Here is a 25,465-nt window from a genome sequence, read left to right as displayed (position 1 = left end):
CGACCTCCATCAGCTGACAGAAATCGGGATTCATTATTTCAAATATTATTAATTCTTAATCAACTTGAAAGATTGTGTAGCACCTCCTACTTCAATGTTCAGAAAATAAACTCCCTGTGCTTCAGTAGAGATATCGAAAGTAATCCCACTTGTTGTCTGTGGTCTTTCTTCACGAATCATTCTGCCTGTTACGTCACGAATCACAAATGATTTCAAATTCACTTCTTTATTGAAAGAAACAGTGATCTTTCCATTTGAAGGATTCGGGTAAACCGAAACATCTTCAAAATTCAAATCATCGATTCCAAGATTCGAGATGGTTACACATGCACTTGTATCAGAACAGCCTAAGCGTGTTACGATAACAGCGTATGATCCGTTTGCAGGAGCAATAAATGACTGGCTGGTTGCACCAGAAATAACACTGTTTCCGTTTCCGCAATTGATCCACTGGTATTGCGCGGTTCCTTGAGCAGAAGAGATCGTAGTACCGGCAAGTGTTGTATTTAAATTCAAAGTTGTCTGAGTAACCGAAACCGTTGTACACGTTCCAGCTGTTACACATCCTCCTTCTCCTCTTACGAAATAAGTTCCGGGAGCAGAAACATTAATGGACGTTCCCGAACCTGCGGATGTTCCTCCACAAGATCCTGAATACCATTGCCATGCCGTTGCATCGTTCAAATCACCTGCAGTAACAGATAAGGTTGTTGAACCACCCGGACAAATCGTTGTTGTTCCACCGATCGTTGCAGCAGTCGGAGGGGTACAAGGTGTCGTTGGAGTATAACAAATTTCAAGTCCCCAAGAAGTTAGTGCACCACCGTCTTCATTAAACACATCCGCAACAGTTAGTGTCCAGACACCACTCATGTTTTCTCCGTCGAAAGCACTCAATAAATCCTGAGCCTGGTATGCTCCACCACCAATCGGCGGACAAGGAAGAGCGCCCGCAGCTGCCTCATCGTCAAAATTGACATCGAAATTATCTTCATCTTCACAAATATCTTCCCATAAGGTAACAGTTGTACCATTCGGGCTGGTTAAAGTAACAGCAAGGTCATTAATCCAGGTATGTGTTCCAGCAAGATTTACAACGTTCAAATCATTGATTGTTCCTCCAGCAGGAATTGTTAATGTAGAAGTTACACTTGTCACCTGATCGTCCGGAATGGTAACCGGAATATTGGTTGAATTGAACGTAGAACAAGAAGCAGTTGTAAACGAGAACGTTGCTGATGCTACCGGTGCGGAACATGAATTTAATGTTTCAACTTTCCAATAGTAAGTTGTAGCCGCACTTAATAACGTTGGCGTGTAAGCAGGAGAAGTTAAACCCGTTGCACTTTCAACTACAGCTGTAAATGCTGCATCAGTAGCAATTGTAATATTAAATTGAACACCAATTCCTGCATTTGTCCAAGTCATGGACGGACTTACAGGAACACTCGTTGCAGTATTCGCCGGACTGGTTAAGGTTGAGGCAACAACACCCGAAGTTGAGATCAGTACGGTACCATTTGTAAAATGAGGTCCTGATGTTGAAGCACCATTGATTGTCAGGTTATACGTTCCGGGAGTTGCACCGGCAGTATTGCTGATCGTCATAGTAGCATTCGTTCCGGGAGTTGCCGGGTTCGGATTAAATGTAACCGATGTTCCAGCCGGATTTCCGGTTGCAGACAAGGTAACAGGATCCGTGTACGCCCCGATTTGTCCAACAATCACTGTAAAGACCGCATCAGTTCCCTGACAAGCCGACACAGAAGTATTTTGCAAATTCAAAGTATAATCATTTGTTGATGCAGTAATAGCAAACACGTTATTTGAAACATCGAAAAATGTTCCATTTTCACACATCACCATGATGATTGCAGTTGTAGTAGCAGTATTCGGTACCGTGATAATTTGTGATCCGTCATTTGGAACATCATTTGCAATTACGGAGAATGTAGCACCACCATCTGTAGAGATCAATACATCTACGTTAGCACATGAAACCGGTGCCAGGTTTGTACTTGCAACAGACCAGGTTACTGTTTGGGTTGAATTACCCGGCCAGCTGATTCCTGAAGCTGTAGGATAATTTACAATAAAAGGTCCGGCAGCAGTTGTTGTTGTTATAACAAGATCCTCGTGATCATTACATCCGCCATTTGCTTCATTGTCTCTAACAGTACAACGGAAATTCATGGTTCTATTTACCGTTGGAAGGACTTCCCAGGTAAATGGTCCGCCGGACATTAAACTTGCGATGGAAGGGAAATAACGAGTACCGCTTGCAGAAGGAGTTCTGGAGCGGAAATTTGGTCCGTTCGTTGAAGTTCCAACCGGCGGCTGAGTCGAATTCTGATTATCCATTTGCTCCCAACAATACGTCAATACATCCCCATCGGGATCAGTTGCCGTTGCGGTCAAGGCAAACGGAGTGTTTGCAGGAATTGTCACACTTCCAACTGTTCCTGTAATTGTTGGTGCAGCCTGGCTTGGGATCACTGTTGAAACCGCACAGCCATTTCCTGTACCAGCCAGGAATACATGCATTTCATTCATATTTACTCCGTGGAAATGGTCATCTGAATTTGCCTGTACATTTTGAGGCGAACAAATTCCGGCATAAGCCATAATTGAACTTCCCGAACCAGGCTCCATAGCTGTTGTTCCATTTGCATTTCCTGCACAAGAACCGGCATTTCCTCTGAAACTGTGGTTTCCGGAAAACTGGTGGCCCAACTCATGTGCTACATAATCGATATCAAAAGGATCTCCAACAGGAGCGCCTGAACCGGTTACCCCGCTTGCTTTCTGACTATTCACGCAAACTACGCCCAAACCGGCAAGTCCACCTGAATTTGTGCCGAAAACATGTCCTACATCATAGTTTGCAGCACCAATGTTCGTATTTGTATATGTTTGGTTCTGATTGATCATTGTACCCGGGTTTCCGTTTGTAAACGGATCTGTTCCTGAGTTTGTAAAGATCAAAATGTTATTGTTTGCTATGATTGTCATAGTTACAGCCAAATCACGCATGTAAACACCGTTTACGCGATTCATTGTGGTAACCTGAGCTGCCTGAGCCAGAACAACTGTTCCACCGTGGAAAGCTGTGTATTCTCCCGTAGCAGATAATGCCAGGCGGTACGTACGTTTTGTACAGTTTCCAAAGCTTTTTACCATGCCATCCGCTGAACCTTTGATCTCTGTTGGAAATTGTTCTTCCAAATGACAGGTGAAAATTTTGTCTGTTGTGAAATCTGTACGGGAGTAAACCTGGTAATTTTCAAGATCTCCACCACCGAAAGAATACGGATCAATGAACAAAGTCGGTTTTCCCGGAACTAAGGTCATTGCATGGAAACCCTGAGGAGTTAAATCAAACTTCACGACCTCACCTGAATTATCCATCGCAATTCCATCAAAGGATCGGATTTCGGGAAACTGAGCAGCCAAACCAGGAGACATGGTTTCATTTTCATGAACCTGGTAGTTTCCGAATGTGCCATCCGGTTTAGGAAGTTCAAGGAAAACAGGAATGTAATTCGGGTCATCAATTCGCTTAACCTGCGACAGGAGCTGATGCATTTTTGCAAGGTCCAATTTAAAAGTCACGAATTTCGCCGGTTTAATGTGACGGGTTCCGCTAAGGGGAATTTCGCTTTCCGAAATCATTTTCCAAGTGCCTTTTTGCGTTTTCGTTGTTTGCGAAAAACTAACAGAACATAGAGATACACTTAAAAAAAACACGCCGGAGAGTAGTATTTTTCTTTTCATAAGAGAGTAATTTGAGCACTGAATTTACAATTTAAATTAGTATCTCAAATAATTTTTAACTTCTAAAATTGAATTCTCAAAATGTCTTTGTCGGTTTATTTGTCATTTCAAACACCAGTTTCCCTCCATTTTTCAAACTTTGAAAGCCCAGTTTGAAGTCCTTCATCCTTATTCCATTCAAATAGGCAGCTTTAACGTATACATTGTTTTCACTTTGATTTTTTGCAGTGATCTCAATTACGGAGCCATTCTCCAGGTGAATCTTTGCAGACTTTACCAAAGGACTTCCTAAGATATAATCATCCGAACCCGGACAAACAGGATAAAAACCCAAAGAACTGAAAATATACCAGGCACTCATTTGCCCGCAGTCATCGTTCCCGCTTAAACCATCAATTTTAGGAAGATATTTTGTTCTCAACACCTGGCGGACATACTTCTGAGTCAAGTCCGGTCTCTCTACCCAATCAAACAAATAAATGACATGATGTGAAGGTTCGTTTCCATGGACATAAGAGCCCATAATTCCTTCCCTTGTAATATCTTCGGTATGTTCAAAATACTTATCTGCCAATTGCATTGTAAACAAGGAATCCAAATGTGAAGCAAAGCGTTTTTTTCCGCCCATTAACTTAATCATGGAATCTACCTGGTGCGGAACATATAAACTATAATTCCATGCATTTCCTTCAATATATCCGGCCTGATGTGTTTCCAGAGGATCAAACTTTTCAATGAATTTCCCTGAACTCATCCGCGCACGCATAAACCCGGAGTTTGGATCGAAAACGTGCCGGTAATTCGCACTTCGCTTGGTGAACTCTTCGTAAACATCCATCCTTTTCAAGCCAAGGGCCAACTGCGCAATACACCAATCGTCGTAAGCATACTCCAGGGTCTTGGAAACTGAACTTCCGCTTTTGTCCTCAGCAACATAGCCCAAATCCACATAAGAACCGATTCCTTCAAAATAACGTGTTCTGGCAGTTTGAACACAGGCATCCAGGGCTTCATTGTAATCAATTCCCTGCAAACCCTTATTATAAGCATCTGAAATAACAGAAACCGCATGGTAACCGATCATACACCAATTCTCATTTGCATAATGCGACCAGATCGGCAGCATTTTTTCCGCACTTTGTTTCTGATGAGCAATCATGGAATTGACCATCCCTGCGTTTCGTTTTCGCTGAACCAGGTTAAACAAAGGATGCAGTGCACGGTAGGTATCCCAAAGTGAGAAAGTGGTATAATTCGTAATATCTCTGTTCTTATTGTACCAATTGGAAAAATCCAAGCCGCGGTATTGTCCGTCAAAATCCTGGTAAACAGTGGGGCCTAAACAAGTATGATAAACAGCCGTATAAAAATTTGTCCGGTCTGCTTCATTGACCATTTCAACATCAAACTTATTGAGTTCCTTTTCCCACAAGATTTCTCCGGCTTTTACATAGTTATCAAAATTCCAATCAGGCGCCTCGTATTTCATGTTTTCCGAAGCCCCGGCCATACTTACGCTTGACAAAGCAACTTTGAGAAGCAATTCTTTCGAAGAGTCCAGATCGAAATCAAAGAAAGCTCTGAATTGAGCAGCCGACATTTCAGGGAAATTATCCTTCAGATTGAATTTCCGCCAAAAACCCTGGTAGACTTTTTTGGATTGAAAATCATCGTAACCGTAAGATTTGATCGGGCGGGAAAATTCAATTGCAAAGTATACCGTTCGGTTCTTCGCCCAACCGGAAGTTTGCCTGAAACCGATAATATGGTATTCATCCACCACACGAACGTAAGTATTTACGTTCTTCCCGCTGTAATTATAAATCCCGGAAATCAGGTCGAGGATAATATGCGCTGAATCCTGTTTTTCAAAAGTATATTTGTGAATGCCAACTCGCGTAGTCGTTGTTAATTCTGCTTTGATCTGATGATCATCCAGCAACACGGAATAATAGTTCGGTTTTGCAATTTCATTTTTATGACTGTAAGCAGATCGAAAACCGCTTCCCGGGTTGGCAGCAATACCGGGATTCAACTGCAATTTTCCACTAGTCGGCATGATAAGGATGTCTCCCAGATCCGAATGACCTGTGCCACTGAAATGGGTATGACTAAATCCGACAATTGTAGGATCCTCGTATTGATAACCCGCACAATATTTATAGACATCCGGATTGTATTTTCCATCAACGGCGTAAGAAAGTGTATCTGTATCAGGACTTAATTGCACCATCCCGAAAGGAACAGTTGCCCCGGGAAAGGTGTGACCCATTTTAGAGGTACCGATCAAAGGATTGACATAATTCAGTTTGCTTTGACCAAAACAGTGGCCGGATAGATTAAGGATCCCAACAATTAAAAAAATAAGACGCATGAGCTTCGATTTATCCGAAGGTAGCAATTTGTTTACTCATACTTTTTGCCGAGGCTGAAAAAGTATGCAAAACAGCCTTTAAAGCCATTCAGGGAAGCTCGTGCAAAATTTTGTTTTCTGTGTTTTCAGTCAAAAGTGGCAGATCAGGATCTGAAACGCAAGCGCTTTTGACAAAACAAAACTAAAACAAAATTTTCCTTACTTCACTTCTTGGAATGGCTTTTTTCAACGCATTAAAAATTCTCTGAATGCTTTTCTACGCAAATTAATCTATTCCATTATTACTAGAATCTAAGATGTTTTACCGTATGTCCGTTATAGATCAATTGTTTCAGGGAATCGATTCCGATTGTAAGGTGTGCATCAACATATCCGGCAGTTACAATTGAATCACTTTCGCTGGTTTTTACTCCTTCCGGTGTCATAGGCTGATCACTGACTAAAAGCAAAGCACCGGTTGGAATTTTATTCGCAAAACCAACCATGAAAATAGTTGCTGTTTCCATGTCAATAGCCATCGCACGGATCCGGCTTAAGTATTCTTTGAATTTTTCGTCGTGTTCCCAAACCCGGCGGTTTGTGGTATAACATGTACCCGTCCAGTAATCATAACCCGCATCACGAATGGTGGTAGAAATTGCTTTTTGAAGTGCAAAGGCCGGTAAGGCCGGAACTTCCGAAGGAAAATAATCATTACTTGTTCCCTCACCGCGAATGGCAGCGATCGGCAAGATCAAATCCCCTACTTCACTTTTGTTCTTCAACCCACCACATTTTCCAAGAAACAAAACAGCTTTCGGTTTGATAGCAGACAGCAGGTCCATACAAGTAGCAGCAGATGCGCTTCCCATTCCGAAATTGATAATGGTAATTCCGTTAGCTGTAGCACATTGCATCGGCTTATTTCTGCCGATTACTTCTACACCGTATGTCGCTGCGAATTTTTCCACATAATTATGGAAGTTGCAAAGTAAGATGTATTCCCCGAAATTTGCCAAGTCTTCACCGGTGTAGCGCGGCAACCAATTTTCTACTATGTCTGATTTTGTCTTCATTGTGTGATGTGAGTTTTGTGAAAATAGGGAAGATATTTGAGACTGCTGTGTTATTTTTTGGTGAAATCAGGCTAAAACGATATTCTTACATCCCATTATCTTGTTTCGCTCCGTTCTCATTTTTTTACCACAAGGGACACTAAGAACACGAAGACTTGTTTTCAAAAAACTGTTCAGAATATAATAACCTTTGTGTGCCTCGTGCGCTTCGTGGTTCACTATTTCCGAAGGAAAGTCCAAAAGGTCTTTTTACTGATTCCGGTAACTTTAATCTGAGGATATAACTCCTGGAAGGATGCCGGAACTTTGATCTTTTTCGAATCATCCCAACTCATTTTTGTTCCAAAAGCTTCGTTTCCGTTAATCTCCAAATAATCCACTTCCTGCTTTGTATGAGTAAGCCAAAAGAATACTTCCGGTGTTTTTCCGGCATATTGATTGGCTTTATAACGCTCACTGATCACCAGGTTTTTCCACAGCTCTTCCACATCGTTCCGGAATTCCAAAGGCTGAAATGCACGGATCAGGCCATTACGGATCCCATTATCCAGGAAATATACCACATGACTTTTCTTCAGTTCGTAGCGGTGGCCATTGTTGTAGGAGGAAATCAAAACCAATAAATTGGCTTTGGCGAACAATTTCACATACCGTTCCACGGTTTCATTGTCCAAACCGCACTTTTTACCCAAATCGTTGAAACTAATGACCTTCCCGATATTGAAGGCTAAATGTCTCAGTAATTTAATCAGGTTTTCTTTCTTATTGATTCTTTCGGAGGCGCCTAATTGTGTGAAAATACTCGATTCAATAATTTCCGAGACGATGCGTTCCGCCTGATCTTCCTGCATAACCACTTCCGGGTAATAACCGAAGATCAAGCGCTGTTCCAGGGATTTATCTTCCTGGACCAAACCATGAAACTTTGCGCTTTCCGAATAGGAAACCGGGAACACATTCAATTCCAGGCCCTGTTCCCTCAAAGCTTCCCATAGATCTTCGTGCAATTCCGGTTCAAAAGAACAGATCAAAATCAGGTTTTCAAGGGAATTCAGTTCTATAGCGAAGTCGATATATTCCTGAAGTGTTTCCAATAATTGAGCATCGCGAATGATGATCACTTTTTTATCCCGGCTGAAACTTTTCAATTGAGTTATGGAATCCATTGATTTCCGTTCTTTTTTATTTGAACAATCAATGATTCCCACATTGGGATCTTCCAGATTGAAAATCCGGGAGAGAAGGGTTAAGCGTCCGGTTCTCCGGGCTCCTTTCAATACAACGATCTTACTTTCCTGGCATTTTTGACGGAGGACGGGTTCAAGTGTTCTTTCAATCATGATTTACAATTAGCAAATCGAAGTTACTCTTATCCGATAAATTCATTTGAAGGTTGCGAAAAATGAATAAACAATCGCCTGTTGGTTACTCCTTTTCTCTCAGGATTTCAAACTTTTGGAAGAATTTGACAGGGCGGTCCGAATGCATAAATTTGTTTCCTCCATAACAGATCAATTCGTAGCATACATCTCCAAATTGGATAATGCGTTTCCACTGATAACCTTTTATAGGATCCATTACCAGACCTTCAATACCTTTCGCACCGTCGTCCAGTACAAATTCCCTTGTTTGTGCAATTTCGTTTTCGATGAAGCTATATCGGTTATCATCCAGATAATCAGGTGAATCGTGAATCACCAGTTCAAAGGTATTTCCCTGGCCCAATTCCTGGTAAACGTAGTGTTTCTTGCCGGTATCCTCCAATTGAATCGGTTTTCCACCGAAAGTCATTTGGAACGTATTTTCCTCATCTGTCACCACATAACTTCTCCAGGATTGCACGAGTTTCTTTGTTGCAGCAGTAGAATTCGAGTAATTGGCAGTAACGGCGCGAACCTGAAACCCTTTTTGTCTGAGTAGCTGCAAAACTCCATCTGCTCCGTATAAGTGACCGGAACCAATCGCGCAGAAAACACTTCGTTTGCGGATTAAAGTATCCAATCCTTTTGCCATAACATGATTTCGTTTGGTAATCAGTTCGTCATAAGCATCGGGAGCGGTTTTGAATTGTGCTTTCAGCATATTTGTGAGCGAAGCAATATCGCCGTTTATATACGTTTGAATAAATACCTCTTTGGTAAAAAACAATCCGTTTATAGCTGTCCGGGTGTTGAACAATTCCGGATTTTCAGCCAGTTTCATTTGGTCCTGAACTGTTTCCAGCTGGTAAAACCCTTTTCCTCCGCAATAACCTGTTTGCTGAAACCAGGCATCCAAGAACTGGGGCCGGCCATCTTCGGATCCGTAAACTGTTTGGGTCGCTTTCCGGGAACTGGCAAACGAACGTTTCTTATCGAATAAATCAAAATTGAAAAGATTCAAACGCACATCGTACTGATCATAGATCTGTGTGACATCTGTTTCGAGGACAACTGCATCCACACTCGCAAAAGCAGTATACAACGAATCCGGGAAATTGAACAGCCGCGGATCATTCGAATGCATACTTCCAAAGACGTAGCTTGGTTTTTTATTGCCTTTCGCTTTAATTTCCCATAATAACTGGTATTCCTTTCCAGTCTCCTGCGCAAATGAGGTAGAAGAGCTGATCAAAAAAAGAAATATCCCGATTTTATACATAGCTGCAAAAGACGATAAAAAAAGATTAATAGTTATATTTCAGTGAGTTAAACAAAGCTAAAATTAACTAAAAAATCAGTCTGTCAACATGATTTTCACCAAAAGCATAAGGAATATATGCCAGGGAATCAATTGGTTTGGTTAAAATCAGTGGTGTTGACTTCCCAAGTGAAATAGTTCCATGAGTTTGAGACAATCCCATTGCATACGCAGCATTGATCGTCAGCGCGTTTAAAGCTTCTTCCGGAGTGAGTCGCATTTTGACACAAGCGAGGGAAAAGATCTGCTGTAAATTGTCGCAGGGAGTAGTTCCCGGGTTGTAATCCGTAGCCAGGGCAACCGGAAGTCCTTCCTGGATGAACTTTCGTGCATTTCCATAAGGAATACTTATAAAATGTGAGCATCCCGGGAGGAAGGTAGGCATGCATTTACTTCCCTTCAAAGCCTCAATATCCTCATCGTTCGATTCTTCCAAATGATCTACGGAAAGTGCGCCCAATTCCACAGCAGCCTTTACGCCACCCATGATCGAAAACTGGTTGACATGTACTTTCGGGATCAAGCCGGCTTTTTTTCCTTCAATAAGGATGTGCTGCATTTCTTCTACAGAAAAATAATTCCGCTCACAAAAAACATCAATGTAATCTGCCAGCCCTTCTTTCGCAATCAGGGGAAGCATTTCATTCACGATCAGGTCGATATAAGCCTGGTGATCTTCCTTGAATTCTTTCGGGAAAGCATGTGCTCCCAGAAAAGTTGCTTTGATGGCAATCCCGGCTTCCTGCTTTAAGCGTTTGATCACCCGAAGAATTTTCAATTCAGCTTCTACAGACAAGCCATATCCCGATTTGATTTCAAGAGCTCCGGTACCATTGGCTTTCATTTTGCCGATCCGCTTCATTGCTTCCTGGAACAACTCCTCTTCCGAAAGTTCCCCCAATCTGCGTGCAGAATTGAGAATTCCACCGCCTTTCAAAGCAATTTCTTCATACGTCAGGCCATTGATCCGATCTACAAATTCCTCTTCGCGAGTCCGTGCAAAAACAGTATGCGTGTGCGGATCACAAAAAGCAGGCATGACACTCTGGCCTTCGGCGTCAATTACCTCAACACCGCGCCAATCGGTAATTCCTTCCCAATCTTCCATCGCTCCGTAAGCCATGATCACTCCGTCTTCCAAAGCCAAAAAAGCATTTTTAATAACAGGAACTACTTTCATTGCTTCACCGCAGAGCATTTCCGGAAAATTCTCTCCTACCTGGTACAGTGTGTGAATATTCTTAATGAGGATTTTAGACATTGTGCTTGTATTTCAGGTTTCAAAGGTAATACTTACAAGCAGGGAATTATCAATTATCGATGACTTAATAGCACGAATTGAGAAGAGAATTAATTAACAAAAGGTGGGGTATCCATGCTTTATCTATGCTTTATCTACGGAATATAGTAGCTATATCCATACTTTATCCATTTAATATCCTTCCTGACTCTATCGAACATTTAGCTGATTCTCTTATTGTTAAAATGCGATATTAAGAAATCGTTAAGCCAATTTTAACTAATTTCGTTACTGAACTGCGAAAAACTATGAAGAATACACTCCTTTGCTTATTTCTGAGCATCTCCTATTCCGTATTTTGCCAAACATTTACCGGCGGAGGCGGACCCATCAATGACAACACCACCATTGACATTCCCGTTTCGGTTACGGGGCTTCCAACAACCATCGATACCAACAACTTTGGTCTGGAGACGGTTTGCATTAATCTGACACATACTTACAATGCCGATCTGACAGTTTGGATCGTTGCACCGGACGGTACGACAGGTATGCTGTTTTCCAATACAGGTGGCGGAGATGACGATTTCACTAATACTTGTTTAAACGCAGATGCCCCCAGCAGTTTGTCTTCCGGAACAGCACCTTTTACCGGAACATTCAAACCATCCGGACAAATGGGACTGGTCAATAACGGTCAAAACCCGAACGGAAGCTGGAAACTGCGTGTGAATGATAATTACGGAGCGGATCAGGGAAATGTAATCTCTTTTTCAATCACTTTCGGAAACAATCCGGCTGGGTATTTCGCTTTTTCGTCCTCCCTTCTTCCAATTGTGGAGATCAATACGAATGGCAATGTGATTCAAAATGATCCAAAAGTAATGGCAGACATGAAGATCCGCTTTAACGGACAAGGTGTTCGGAATTATATGACCGATTCACCTGCTGAATACAACGGAAAAATCGGAATTGAACACCGCGGGAATTTCTCTTTATCGCTTCCACAAAAACCATATGCTTTCGAAACCTGGGATATCAATGGGAATACGATTGATTCTTCCTTACTTGGAATGCCTGCTGAGAGCGATTGGGTTCTGCTGGCAAATTACAACGACAAATCTTTTTCCCGGAACATTCTTCCCTACCACTTGTTTGACTCAATGGGTCATTACGCTACACGAACCCGTTTGGTAGACGTTGTTCTGAACGGAGAATACCAGGGCATTTACTTATTGGGTGAAAAGATCAAGCGCAACAACGACCGCGTGGATGTCAACAAACTGGAAGCTACGGAAATTTCAGGTATTGATCTGACAGGTGGTTACATCCTTAAGATCGACTATTGGGACAACAGCAATTCCTGGCAATTAAGTCACAGCCCGATCGGTTTCCCCGGACTGGATATCCACATGGTTTACGTTTACCCGAAGCCTGACGAGATCATGCCACAACAACAAACCTATATTCAAAATTTCATAGATGATTACGAGGACGCTTTGTACGGAGTCAATTTTAACCATCCGAGTCTTGGGTACCGTGCTTTTATCGATGTCCCTTCTTTCATTGATTATTTCATTGTGAACGAAGTCTGCAGAAACGGAGACGGATTCAAGAAAAGCCGCTTTTTCTCCAAGGATCAGGACAAACCCGACGGAACAGTGAAGAAATTGAAAGCCGGTCCTGTTTGGGATTTCGATTGGGCAGAGAAAGACATGTGGGGAGGTTCTGAAGACGGATCTCAATTCATGTACGGTGAATGCGCCCAGGATGTAAATGCTCCGGGATGGTATATTCGTTTGTTGCAGGATACCTTATTTGCCAATGAACTGCGTTGCCGTTATGATGACATGCGAAGAAGTATTCTGAAAGAATCTTATATCAATGCAAAAATTGATTCGGTAGCTCAGACTGTGAATGAAAGCCAGGCCTGGCATTATCAAACCTGGGGACATTTGGGCAGTGCAACCGGTACACCGGAAGTACAAGCACCAAGCCAGACCTATGCGGAAGAAGTGCAGCGACTGAAAGCCTGGTTTCAAAGAAGACTGGAATGGCTGGATATAAACATGCCTGGAACATTGAATGGTTGCAGTATGCTTGGAATCCAGGATTTGGTGAATGCAAACAAAATTACGGCTTATCCGAATCCATTTTCATCCATTATCATAATCGAATGGACACAGGCAGATCTTGCGGGAGCACAACTAGCCATTCGCGACGGTTCGGGAAGAACGATCAAAACCCAGGAAATCACGGCAGGATCAGCAAACGATAAATCGGTAACAATTACAGATTTACACGATTTGAGCAATGGTGTTTATTTTGTTGAAATTGTAAAAGGTGATGAGCGGGCTACGTTGAAAATCATTAAATAAGCTGAGGGTTTAAATTCCCGCAGATGTCGCAGAAGAACGCAGATATGCAAGTAGGAAAATGAAAAAGCTGATAATTATAGAATCAATTAGAGCGAGCAACAATGTGAGAGAAGAGGACAATAAAAAAGCCGATGAAAAAATCATCAGCTTTTTTATTGGTACCTCGGGCCGGAATCGAACCGGCACACCCGAAAGTACAGGATTTTGAATCCAGCGCGTCTACCAGTTCCGCCACCGAGGCATTTATATTTTGCTGTCCGACTGACAGCCACTTACCGATGCAAGCGGGTGCAAAAATAAGGAATTATTTCAAATCAACAAGTGCATAGGAAAAATTTACCTCTCAAATCCATATTTTTCGATACCGTAAGTAAGGATTGACAATCTTTCGTGCAAAAATTCGTATCGGATTTAAGGTGCTTGTCTAAATCAAATGAATGAATTCTTCGCCGATTTGGTTGAGCTCATTGAAGTAAATAGTGGGAGAAGTACCAACAATTTTTTGAAAGTCCTTGTTGAAATGTGACTGATCCGTATAGCCCAACTCATCCAGTATAGGCGCATGTGCAGACCGCTCCAGTTCGTAACGCTTGCTAAATGATTTTATCTTTATTATTGTTGCATAGTGTTTCGGGCTCATTCCTACACATTCATTGAACTTTCTCCGGAAATTGCGCTCGCTCATGAAATGATCTTTGTATAATTCCGAAATGACTATGTTTCCCTCCAACGAATGAATTTGTTCGACAGCTGCAGAAATCCCTGGGGAATAACGATTCAGATTTCTCCTGGTAAGCGTATCCAGCAGAAAATGTTCCAGCAACAGGTGTTTTTCCCTTTCACCGGGTATTTCCCTTAATTGTTCCGGCAAGTTATTGATCGCATTACCAAATATCAACGCTGCCGGAATATTACATGCTTTATACTGCTCCAGGGTATCATTCACAAAAAGGTGAGCTGAACCCGGTTTAAATACAACTCCCACCAGGTGAACATCTCCCTGGTAGCACAAAAAATTCCTATCCGGGTGAATACCGGTTAAAGCCACTTCCGGCATCATTGAAAACCCACTGCCGTCGCGTGAAACAAGCACCGGAGCAGTGCCCAGGTTAAATACCAGGTCCAGTGTGCCATCCGGTAAGCGCCGGTGTGTGGTGCTCAGCTTCTCCCCATTCGACGAATAGAGTGAATAGAAAGAATGAATGTATTTTCCCAAAGACCTTGGGATTGTTTTTATAATATTCATCAGAATGGCCGTTTTTTACACAAATGGTCTAAAGGAATCCATCTACATTTACGCCAATCAAATTTAATGAAATTCAAAAACAGATGACAACAATCAAACTTCTTGCACTATTTCTTCTCTTATTCATAAATCCAGACTTCGGTCATGCACAGGATTCCGGGAAAATGAATCCAAAAGAAATCAAACTCCTGATTGACAGCCTCGGGAATGCTTTAAATCGCTGGTACATTTATCCCGATAAGGCCGCACTCATGGTTCAAAATGTCAAAAAGAATTTCAAGAGCGGCACATACAACACCGTTCAGAACAAATCCGAATTGTGTTTACGCATAATCAATGATCTTCAGCAGGTTCACAAAGACCCGCATCTACGTATGGCCTATGATCCGGAATTGGCCGGTTTCTTGGAAACACCCATGTCTGACGAAGCAAAACAGCAGAACTATGAATTCGATTTGAAAAATCACCGGGAAAGTAATTTCTCTTTTGTCAAAACAGAGATTTTGTCCGGAAATATCGGGTATTTGCGATGGGATGGATTTTCCGGCTTCGTACAGGAGGCAAAACCAACCCTCGATGCTGCCTTTGGATTTGTTTCCAACTGTAAAGCATTGATCGTAGATATGCGTTATAATGGTGGTGGATCTCCCCAAATGGTACTTCAAACCGCTAGTTATTTCTTTGAACAAAAAACCCGCATGAATGACATCATCGACCGGAATAACGATACCGTAAAGGGATGGACAGATCCAACTATCAGTACCTTCAAGCTTAAGATGCCGGTTTACATTTTAACCAGCAGGTATACCTTTTCAGGGGCAGAAGATTTCACATATGGACTGCAGCAAATAAAACGCGGAACTGTAATTGGTGAAACGACCGGCGGCGGCGCACATCCAACGGGCAGCTTTAGCATTGGCCAAGGATTCATATTGGATATTCCGACCCATCGGTCGCCAAATATCATAAGTAAAACAGATTGGGAAGGAACCGGTGTAACACCCGATGTTGCGGTACCATTTGAACAGGCCCTGCAAAAAGCACAGGAACATATTTTCACCGATTTTTTATCAAAAACCAACGACGAAAGAGAACGCAGGATGCTTCAATGGAATCTGACAAGCCTTGAGAACAGGAGTCTTTTAGCAAAACAAGTCCAGGAAGGAAACATAAAACTGACGAAGGAAACCCTATTGAATTATTGCGGCGAATACCATCCCTCCGAACCAAACTCGGGACTCCCTGTAATGACGATTGTTTTAAATGAAAATTCCTTGTACAGAAGATACGAAGGAGCCCCGGATTTACGCCTGATCCCCATTTCTGCAACTCAATTTGTCTACGATGATGAAAGCGGCAGAACCATGAACTTTGAGGTCAACGGAAATGAAAAAGCATCCAAACTGATTTTATCCAATCCACGGGGGATGTTTACATTAAACCGCAAGCCTTAATATTTGGAATATTGAAATCAAAAGGGTAACTGAAACGTCGTTCAGCTACCCTTTTTTAGTTTAACAATTACTTGTCAGTTTGCACCGGAAGTTCTCTCATTTCATGCACTACTAATCACTTTAAGTATTCCGATGTTTTTAGTTTTAAGGATCGTTATTGGTATTTTTAATTGTTCAAATCTCGTCAATTCGCATTTGATCTGAAATAATGCAATTGAGGTATAATTTCTTAAACACTAACAGTTAAAATCTGCAGTGCTTTTCTGTCTATTTGTTTGAAATACGCAATTTGAGAGCTGACACTCATAAAAACTTCATTTTGGCGGTTTTGATCCAAAAAAAAGTCGTAATTTTCATTTTGAAAATTCATATCAATATGAAAAAGAATTGGGGGAATCTTCTTTTTGAACGCGTTTTATTTGTAATCATCGGATTGCTCCTGATATTCGTATGTACTACCGGATATTGGGTCTACGACAGTTTATCCCAGGTTTCAGAAAGTCCGCTTCCAACAAATCTGAAGGAAAACCGGAGATTTATTGTTCGCGATCTGAACAGCAATATTCTTAAATCCGATAACCTTACCTATTCTTACCTCTATCAAAACAATGTAGATGCTCCCCTGGATTTTGAAATTCTTGAATCGCAGACCAATCGTAAAATAGAATTGCTAAAGTCTTATAAAAGCGATGATTCTACCTATCAAAAACAGATCAGGGTTTTAAGCACATTGGTAAAAGACCGCTTTTCCAATCTCGATACACTCATGAGTATTAAGAATGAAAACCGGGTGGACGAGACCATGTCGATTGTGCAGAATGAAGTACAGAATGCCAGCGAGATAGCCAAAATAAAAATGGAGATCCGCGACCAGGTAAACGAATTGCAAACTCCACAGGCACAGCCCCAAAGTGAGGAAGCGAAAAAGAAATGGTTCCAGCGGAAAAATAAAAAACCGGCGCCAACTACTACTGTAGTTCAACCTCAGGTAAAAATCAAAGCATCTGATATTGCTGCTGCGAGTACAAATGAAATCGCTAAAAAGATCCAATCGGTTAAAAACGTCGCCGTATCTAAAGAGTCTTCACTCAATTTATACAAACTCAATCTGCAGCAACAAAACAGCCAGTTGAGTAAACAGATAGGTCAAATTTTCCAGGCAATTGAGTTAGCAGACAAGAGAGAACTGCTGAAAGAGACCCAACACGCTAAGGATATAGCATCCGAAACCAATCAAATTATCTTTTTATTCAGTGTGATCTCCAGTTTACTGATCCTGATGATCGTGTTACTGATTATTACTTTATTCAATAAATCCAAGGAAACCAATGCGCAACTGAAGCTGGCAAAGGATAAGAGCGATCAATTGACAGAAGCCAAATCGCGCTTCCTTGCCACCATGAGTCACGAAATCCGCACACCGCTCAATGCTATTTCCGGATTTACCGAGCAATTGTTCTTTGAACCCCTGAATCAGAGTGCTGCCAAAAAAGTTAAGATCATCCGCAACTCGGTGAGGCATCTTTCCCAGATAACAAACGAAATCCTGGATCTGTCCAAACTGGAAAAAGATCATATTCAGCTGGAAAAGATTCCCTTTAATCCGGCAAGTGAGGTCATGACTCTCCTGGAACAACACGAACTTCAGGTAAGGGAAAGAAACAATCAATTGGTAGTAGAACTGGATCAAAAACCATTTCCGAATGTGCTCGGTGATCCTTTGCGCTTCAGGCAAATTATTATTAATCTGATCAGCAATGCCAATAAGTTTTCAAAGGACGGCCTGATTACCATCCACCTGCGATTTGAAGAACTGGAAAAACGCCAGATCCGCTGTTTGATCGAAGTTCAGGACCAGGGAATCGGCATGTCGGCAAGTCAGAAAGAACGCATTTTCGAACCCTTTGAGCAGGCTGATCTGACAGTAACCCGGAAATACGGCGGAACCGGGTTAGGCTTAAGCATTACCAAGCAAATCATCGACAAGCAAGGTGGAACGATTCGCGTGAACAGTGAAGAAGGGATCGGGACAACCTTTTATATCGAAATTCCATTTGAAAAAACGGAGGACAAAGTGGATGCCCCGCGCGAACCATCCCGCACGGATTTCTCCTTTTTAAAGGACAAAAGTATCCTGATCGTAGATGATGAACCCTTCAACCGGACATTATTGAGAAGTTTATTCCATGGAGTAAACATTACTCTGCTGGAAGCAATAAACGGTCTGGAAGCATTGGAGCAACTCAAAAACAACGATATCGACATTGTACTGCTCGACATTCGAATGCCCGAAATGAACGGACATGAACTACGCGAGAAAATGACAGAGATGGAAACCCTCAACCAAATTCCCGTTGTTGGATTAACCGCTACTTCAAACCCTGAAAAAAGGCAGCGCATGATGGATTCCGGCTGGACAGAAGTTTTAACCAAACCTGTCAATCCGGAAGACTTGAGAAGAGTTTTATTTCAAATTTATAAAGATCACAATATGGGAACTGAATTAGACGAAGCTGATTTCAAAAGCCTCCAAAAACTGACCAACAACAACGAGCCTTTTTACAAGGAGCTCCTGCAAACCTTTGTGAATTCAACAGAAAACGGTTTAACCAAAATGAAAGAATTGACCAAAGAAGAAAAATGGAGTGATGCATCCGAACTTGCTCATCAGCTGGCAGCACCTTTCAAGCACTTCGGAGCCAACAACTGTTATACTACCCTCAAAGAAATCGAACGCATGGGAAAAGAATCCACTGTCGATCCTTCCATCCATGAATTAATGGAAGCTTTTGAGGAACAGGCAAAACACATCATTACACAGGTAAAAGAAAAATTAAACTAAGAAATAACTATGGAAACCGGGATTACACAGCGCATATTTATAGTGGAAGACAACGATTGGTATCAGAAACTATTGGTGCATACCGTTTCTTTAAATCCTGATTATGAAGCAGAGGCTTTTTCGACCGGAAAAGAACTACTTGACCGTTTGAACAATGAAGTTCCCGACCTGATCACCATGGATTACCGTTTGCCGGACATTTCAGGTGAAGAACTGTTAGAAAAGATCAAAGCCATGTGTCCCGGAACACAGGTAATTGTGATCTCTGAACAAGAGGAAATTGAAACCGCAGTAAGCCTTCTGAAACTAGGCGCCTATGATTACATCGTAAAGGGCAACGATCTGAGGAATCGCCTGTTGAATACGCTGGCAAACGCACAAAACCAGACAAAGCTCCTAAAAAAGATCGAAAAGCTGGAACAAGAGGTTCAAACGAAGTACAATTTCAGTGATACCATCATCGGACAAAGCAGTAAGATGCAGCACATTTTCATGCTGCTTCAAAAAGCCGTTTCCAATAATATTACCGTTTCGATTACCGGGGAGACCGGTACCGGGAAAGAGGTTATAGCAAAAGCGATCCATTACAATTCCATTTATAAGGACAAACCTTTTGTGGCCATCAACGTAGCTGCCATTCCGAAGGAATTATTTGAAAGTGAATTATTCGGACACGAAAAAGGATCCTTTACGGGAGCCAATCAAACCCGCATCGGGAAATTTGAAGAAGCGGACGGTGGGACCCTGTTCCTGGATGAAATTGCCGAATTGGACCCGGTTTTCCAGGCGAAATTATTGCGTGCACTCCAGGAGCGGGAAATTACACGTGTAGGAGGAAACAAAGTCTATAAATTCAACTGCCGCATTATTGTTGCAACACATAAAAACCTTTTGCAGGAAGTCAAATCAGGAGCATTCCGGGAAGATCTATATTACCGTTTATTCGGTCTTCCTATTGAATTGCCCCCGCTTCGGGAACGTGAAAAAGACACCTTATTGCTCAGCAAGAGCTTCGTAGAGCGTTTTTGTAAAGAAAACGGGATGACTGTCAAGAAAATCAGTCCGGCTGCTCAAAACAAACTGTTGGCTTATCCCTGGCCGGGAAATGTACGGGAATTAAAATCGGTGATTGAACTAGCCTCAGTAATGTCTATGAACGATGTGATCGAAGCAGATGATATTGTAGTAGCAAGCGCAGATATTCTTTCCGGAATTATTGCCGAAGAAATGAGTTTAAGAGCATATAACCGGAGGATTGTTCAGTTGTTTTTGGATAAGTATAACAACAACACCAAATTGGTGGCAGACAAATTAGATATTGGTCAGACAACCATTTACCGCATGCTAAAAGAAGAAGATGAAGACTAATTTTTTTTCATTTTGAAAATATTTTTTTCATTTTGAAAATATTTCACTATTGCGCCAATCCTGAAACCGTTGATAGTCAACGGTTTTTTTGTTTCCGGGTCCTTTGGCACGTTCTTTATAATAGACTATGCAAGAAATTACTTTTGAAATAACGATTTCAAGAGACAATTAGAGTTTTGAAATACGATTTGAGTTACAGTATAGAATTATTTCCGTTCGATGTGGCAGCAAGGTCCCTTTGGGACCGCTCCACAAAAATCAGGAAAGACATTCAACGATTTTGCAATAGTGTAGACTTAGGAATTATGGTATAGTGGGTTTGAAGTACAAAATTCCTAAGGCACCTGTTGCGATATTGAAGATTATGAAGAAAAATTAAGAGTATACTATCAATCATAACGCTATAAGTTAGGTAACAATTAGGTTAGTTTAGGTTTCAGTTTAGGTTTAATTTAGAGGTAATACATGTACAGGTTGATAGTGAAGTACGTGTGGTAGCTACACCCCCCGATGGAGAATATTCATCGGGGGGTTTGTATTTTATAAACCCGTAGGGACGCGATTAATCGTGTCTACGGGTTTTGTTATTTAATCATGGTGCATTGCCTTCATCACTGCATCCAAATCAACATTCAAACCTTTTGCAACTGCGGTTCCTAAATTTTGATCAGCGCGGAAAAAATGACACAACTGCCGGTTGATAATGAGGTCTTTCTTCGGGCCGGTAATCCCATTCATTGCTTCTACGATGTTTGATACCAGATTATGCCGGTCGTAATCATTCATCGCTTTGGTAAACAATAACCCCGGCTGAGTATAATGATCGTTGTCATTTGCTCCGTTCCGATCATACCAATCAGCTAAGGTGCTATCCAATTGAACAGGTGGTTCTTTATAAGACATATCGATCTCGATCTCGTCAAAGCTATTCGGATTGTAGTTGGGTGCATCTTCCTGATTCCCGTTTACTGTCATCATTCCATCCCGTTCGTAATTGGCAACCATAAACGGACATTTGTTTACCGGGATCTGTTCGTAATTCACCCCCAAACGGTACCTGTGGGCATCCGGATAAGACAACAAACGTCCCTGGAGCATTTTATCGTGTGAATACCCTATTCCATCTACCACATGTGCGGGGGCAAAAGCACTTTGTTCCACATCTGCGAAGAAATTCTTTGGAATCTGGTTTAGCTCCATCACTCCAACGTCTCTTAAAGGAAAATCACCGTGTGGCCAAACCTTGGTCACGTCGAAAGGATTGAAAGGAAACTGTCCGGCTTGCTCATCGGTCATGACCTGAATTTTCAAGGCCCATTTCGGGAAGTCTTTTCTGTCAATCGCCTCAACCAGATCGCGCTGTGCGAAATCCGGATCTTTGCCCTTCATTTCCGCAGCATCGGCACTTATGAAATTTTTAATCTCCTGCATTGCTTTGAAATGGAATTTCACCCAAACCCGTTCGTTATTCGCATTGATCATACTGAATGTGTGCGAACCAAAACCATGCATGTGTCTGTACCCCTGTGGTGTTCCGCGATCACTCATCACGATCATTACCTGATGCAGGCTTTCGGGATTCAAACTCCAAAAATCCCACATCATGGTCGGGCTTTTGCAATGAGTTCTCGGATCACGTTTTTGCGTATGGATAAAATCGGAAAACTTCTTAGGGTCTTTTATAAAGAAAACAGGTGTATTGTTCCCAACCAAATCCCAATTTCCATCTTCCGTATAGAACTTCACGGCAAACCCGCGCGGGTCCCTTTCCGTATCTGCACTTCCCTTTTCTCCACCAACGGTAGAAAACCGGACAAAAACTTTGGTTTCTTTTCCAATTTTATTGAAGATCCTGGCTTTTGTGTACTTCGAAATATCATTTGTTACAGTAAAAGTTCCGAATGCACCTGACCCTTTGGCATGAACCACGCGCTCAGGAATGCGTTCGCGATTAAAATGAGCCATTTTCTCATGCAGGATAAAATCTTGCAGTAAAAGTGGGCCGCGTGCACCAATGCTCATTGAGTTTTCATCTTCCACGTAAGGCTTTCCCGATGCAGTAGTTAGTCGTTTCTTGTTCTCAGACATATCCGTATAGTTTCGTTTACAAACAGTGTTGTTTTAGGACTTAGAAATTACGCATAAAGACTGTGAAATCAAAACAATGGTTTCTCATTCTAAACATCAAGAAGGAAGACCAATTACAAGCATTCACGTTTTCTCCCACAGATGCACAGATTTTTATGGCGCTTACCAGTCATTTAAGCGGTAGACTCACTCTAATCTGCGTATCAGTGGTAAAATAAAAGCTAATGTACTTCTGTTGTAATTGTTTGTTGTGAATACTACTCAGAATCTGTGCGTCTATATAAACCAAAAAATTGTAACTTTTAGAAACCTCAACCAGTCTTAGAAACAGACGTCAAACAAAAACAAATGAAAGGAACTACTTTGCTTCGCTTTATTTTTGCTGTTTTCATCGGAATCAGCCAAACTGTTTACGGACAGACAAAAGAGATCAGATATCGCTACGAAACAAGTCTGAAGGCTCTTTCTAACGACAAACTGGCTGTTCGCTTAAGGATTGAAGGCTTTTCCGAAGATTCCCTCACCTACTGTTTTCCGAAGATTATTCCGGGAATCTATGGAGCAATGAATTTCGGACAGTATGTTTCATCCTTCGAAGTCTTCGACAAGAAAGGAAAGAAACTGAAAACCGCGAAAACAGATGTGAATTCATGGAAGGTTTATGGAGCTCAGCGTATTGCATCCGTTTCCTATTTAGTGGATGACGCTTGGGAAGCGTTTGATTATAAAGCAGGACGCGGTTTCTATCGCTCTGCGGCAAGTTCATTCAGTGACAGTTCATTGGTGCTTACTCCCAACAGTCTTTTCGGCTATTTCAGAGGACATATCAAACACCCCATTGAAGTCAGTATCCGAAAAGGAATTAATTTGTATCCGGCAACCAGTCTCAAGAAAACGGTGAAACCGGATCACGATTTGTTCCTTGCCAAGGATTACCATCAATTGGTAGACAATCCCATCCTGTATGCTTTGCCCGACACCACGATGATCCAGTTACCTGGAATCTCAGTCGAAGTAGCCTGTTACTCCACCTCCGGAAAACGGATTTCCAAAGATATTGCAGAATACATTCGTCCATTGCTGATGAGTCAGACGAAATACCTGAACAACAAACTGCCGGTAGACCATTATACTTTCCTTATCTACCATAATCTTGCCCCGGATAAGAGTCATTTGGCCGGAGACGGTCTGGAACATTCCAATTCGACCTTGATCCTATTGTACATGCCATTGGATATTGAAACCATCCGTCAGAATATTTATGGGATTGCGAGTCATGAGTTTTTCCACACCTTGATGCCATTAGGCTTGCATTCGGTTGAAATTGAAAATTACGATTACAATGAGCCTGTCTTTTCGAAACATTTGTGGCTCTATGAAGGAATGACTGAATACTTTACCATGCACATGCCTGTGAAAACCGGATTGCAGACGGAAAAGGAGTTTTTCAAGATCGTAGAAGGCAAGATTGCCGACATGAAACACTTCGATACGAAACTAGCCATGACCGACCTGAGTCTTCACCCCATGGAAATGCAGGATGAATATTACAATGTGTACCTGAAAGGTGCATTGATCAATTTGTGTATGGATATCAAACTCCGCGAATTATCCGGAGGAGAATACAGTACGAAAGACCTGGTATTGGACTTAATGGCTCACTACAGGGGGAAAGCATTTGAAGACAAGCAGTTTTTCGCCGAAATGGTCATTGTAAGTGGGTTTAAAGAGCTGGAAGAGTTTACCAAAAACTACATTGAAGGAACGCAGGAACTGCCTTTAGAAGAAATCCTGCTAAAAGTCGGTTTAAAACTGAAAGACGGAAAAATTTCGGAGGTGGAAAATACAACTGCGGAACAACAGAAATTGCGTGAGGCATGGCTTCATTAATTGCAAATTAAATAGTTATCAAACCGCTTTCGGATCCGGTTGTTCAATGATCCGAGATTCAGCAGTTGGCTCGAGTTTATGACCGTGGAACGTTGCGTATTGCTTGGTGAATTCTGCACCGAAGAACAAGATCATGCAGGAATAAGAAACCCAAAGCATAATCAGTACAACTGATCCTGCAGCCCCATACGCAGATTCAGGATTTGCCTTCGCGAAATAAATACCCAATCCGAATTTTCCGAGTATAAAAAGCAAGGTTGTGGTCATTGCCCCGATCCAGACATCGCGTAAACGGATTTTAGCATCTGGCAGCACTTTAAAGATCAATGCAAAAAGGACCGTAATCACACCAAAGGAAAGCAGGAAATTTAAAATTTTCAGTAAAAAAGGTATAAAGTCGGGAAGCTGGTTTTTGATCAATCCGCCAAGCGCTTCCAATGCAGCTGTAAGCACCAGGGAGGCCAGCATCAGGAATCCCAGCGATAAGACCAAGCCGAAAGAAAACAATTTGTTCTTGATGGTTTTCAACCATTTCTTTTTGGCAACCACTTGTACTTCCCAAATCTGGTTGAGAGAAGTTTGCAGTTCGGAAAATACTGCGGTGGAACCGATTAAGAGCATTACAACTCCGATAATCGTAGCAATAACAGATGATTTTTGTTCAGATACTTTCGCAATAATATTTTCGACAGATTCAGCCGTATCATGACCGAGCGCACCTTTTATCTGCTCGGAAATCTCTCCCTGTACCGCTTCCTGACCGAAAACCAATCCGGCGATGGCAATCACGATCACCAGTAAAGCAGGAATTGAGAAAACAGCATAATAAGCCACGACAGCACTTTGCCTGAACGGATCAGCCTTGAGCCAGTCTTTCGCAGTTGCTTTCGTTATGGTCCAAAGATTGGCAAAAAATGATGTCTTTTTTGGCATAATGATCTGTTTTAGTCAATTAAAATTTAGGAGTTTCGATCCTGAATTCCAAAAAATAAATCACAGATGTGGGAAAGATGTAAGTTTTTGTTACGATCTGTCGGCACCGAATAAAAAAACGCCATTCCTCACAATGAGAAACGG

The 25,465-nt window shown here is 41.8% G+C and carries 14 protein-coding genes and 1 tRNA gene; 5 read left to right on the top strand and 10 right to left on the bottom strand.

What is annotated here, in order from left to right; translation table 11 throughout:
* Positions 1–48: 48 nt before the first annotated feature.
* From K0S23_RS13165 to hutI, 6 genes are all read right to left on the bottom strand, one after another.
* The gene (locus K0S23_RS13165) at positions 49–3,774 is read right to left on the bottom strand and encodes a reprolysin-like metallopeptidase (RefSeq protein WP_300358127.1); all 3,726 of its coding nucleotides are present in this window, start codon (positions 3,772–3,774) and stop codon (positions 49–51) included.
* A 76-nt stretch (positions 3,775–3,850) separates the two neighbouring features.
* Positions 3,851–6,148 (bottom strand): GH92 family glycosyl hydrolase, encoded by a 2,298-nt coding sequence (locus K0S23_RS13160; RefSeq protein WP_300358125.1) that lies wholly within the window; start codon positions 6,146–6,148, stop codon positions 3,851–3,853.
* 284 nt (positions 6,149–6,432) lie between these two features.
* A complete protein-coding gene (locus K0S23_RS13155; protein WP_300358123.1) occupies positions 6,433–7,203 on the bottom strand; it encodes an AMP nucleosidase in 771 nt (256 codons plus the stop codon).
* A 218-nt stretch (positions 7,204–7,421) separates the two neighbouring features.
* Complete coding sequence (locus tag K0S23_RS13150) at positions 7,422–8,543, bottom strand: DUF4143 domain-containing protein (protein WP_300358120.1); 1,122 nt, start codon at positions 8,541–8,543, stop codon at positions 7,422–7,424.
* Between the two features lie 85 nt (positions 8,544–8,628).
* Positions 8,629–9,843, bottom strand: a complete 1,215-nt coding sequence (locus tag K0S23_RS13145) for a TraB/GumN family protein (protein WP_300358117.1) — start codon at positions 9,841–9,843, stop codon at positions 8,629–8,631.
* Between the two features lie 67 nt (positions 9,844–9,910).
* Positions 9,911–11,143 carry an imidazolonepropionase gene (gene hutI, locus K0S23_RS13140; RefSeq protein WP_300358115.1) on the bottom strand — a complete coding sequence of 411 codons (1,233 nt, stop codon included), beginning with the start codon at positions 11,141–11,143 and terminating at the stop codon, positions 9,911–9,913.
* Between the two features lie 287 nt (positions 11,144–11,430).
* On the opposite strand from hutI, the gene K0S23_RS13135 reads away from it, so the two are divergent.
* Complete coding sequence (locus K0S23_RS13135; protein WP_300358113.1) at positions 11,431–13,500, top strand: CotH kinase family protein; 2,070 nt, start codon at positions 11,431–11,433, stop codon at positions 13,498–13,500.
* A gap of 156 nt (positions 13,501–13,656) precedes the next feature.
* Here K0S23_RS13135 and K0S23_RS13130 read toward each other — a convergent pair.
* A tRNA-Leu gene (locus K0S23_RS13130) sits at positions 13,657–13,741 on the bottom strand.
* A gap of 183 nt (positions 13,742–13,924) precedes the next feature.
* The gene (locus K0S23_RS13125; RefSeq protein WP_300358111.1) at positions 13,925–14,746 is read right to left on the bottom strand and encodes an AraC family transcriptional regulator; all 822 of its coding nucleotides are present in this window, start codon (positions 14,744–14,746) and stop codon (positions 13,925–13,927) included.
* 83 nt (positions 14,747–14,829) lie between these two features.
* Here K0S23_RS13125 and K0S23_RS13120 point away from each other — a divergent pair, with 83 nt between their 5' ends.
* The 3 genes from K0S23_RS13120 (at position 14,830) to K0S23_RS13110 (ending at position 20,410) form a co-directional block, all read left to right on the top strand.
* Positions 14,830–16,200 (top strand): S41 family peptidase, encoded by a 1,371-nt coding sequence (locus tag K0S23_RS13120; protein WP_300358109.1) that lies wholly within the window; start codon positions 14,830–14,832, stop codon positions 16,198–16,200.
* Between the two features lie 376 nt (positions 16,201–16,576).
* A complete protein-coding gene (locus K0S23_RS13115; protein WP_300358107.1) occupies positions 16,577–19,042 on the top strand; it encodes an ATP-binding protein in 2,466 nt (821 codons plus the stop codon).
* Between the two features lie 9 nt (positions 19,043–19,051).
* A complete protein-coding gene (locus tag K0S23_RS13110; protein ID WP_300358105.1) occupies positions 19,052–20,410 on the top strand; it encodes a sigma-54 dependent transcriptional regulator in 1,359 nt (452 codons plus the stop codon).
* 588 nt (positions 20,411–20,998) lie between these two features.
* On the opposite strand, the gene K0S23_RS13105 is transcribed toward K0S23_RS13110, so the two are convergent.
* Complete coding sequence (locus tag K0S23_RS13105) at positions 20,999–22,498, bottom strand: catalase (RefSeq protein WP_300358103.1); 1,500 nt, start codon at positions 22,496–22,498, stop codon at positions 20,999–21,001.
* 348 nt (positions 22,499–22,846) lie between these two features.
* Here K0S23_RS13105 and K0S23_RS13100 point away from each other — a divergent pair, with 348 nt between their 5' ends.
* Entirely contained in the window at positions 22,847–24,388 is a 1,542-nt protein-coding gene (locus tag K0S23_RS13100; protein WP_300358101.1) for a hypothetical protein, read from the top strand.
* Positions 24,389–24,406: 18 nt separating this feature from the next.
* On the opposite strand, the gene K0S23_RS13095 is transcribed toward K0S23_RS13100, so the two are convergent.
* Positions 24,407–25,321, bottom strand: coding sequence for a YihY/virulence factor BrkB family protein (locus tag K0S23_RS13095; RefSeq protein WP_300358098.1), 915 nt, complete (start codon positions 25,319–25,321; stop codon positions 24,407–24,409).
* Positions 25,322–25,465: the final 144 nt, after the last annotated feature.

Origin of the sequence: Fluviicola sp., from assembly GCF_029266855.1 — a bacterium.
Taxonomy (GTDB): Bacteria; Bacteroidota; Bacteroidia; order Flavobacteriales_D; family Crocinitomicaceae; genus Fluviicola.
The sequence above is the reverse complement of the archived record's forward strand: the minus strand, read 5'-3'. Positions and strand labels throughout refer to the sequence as shown.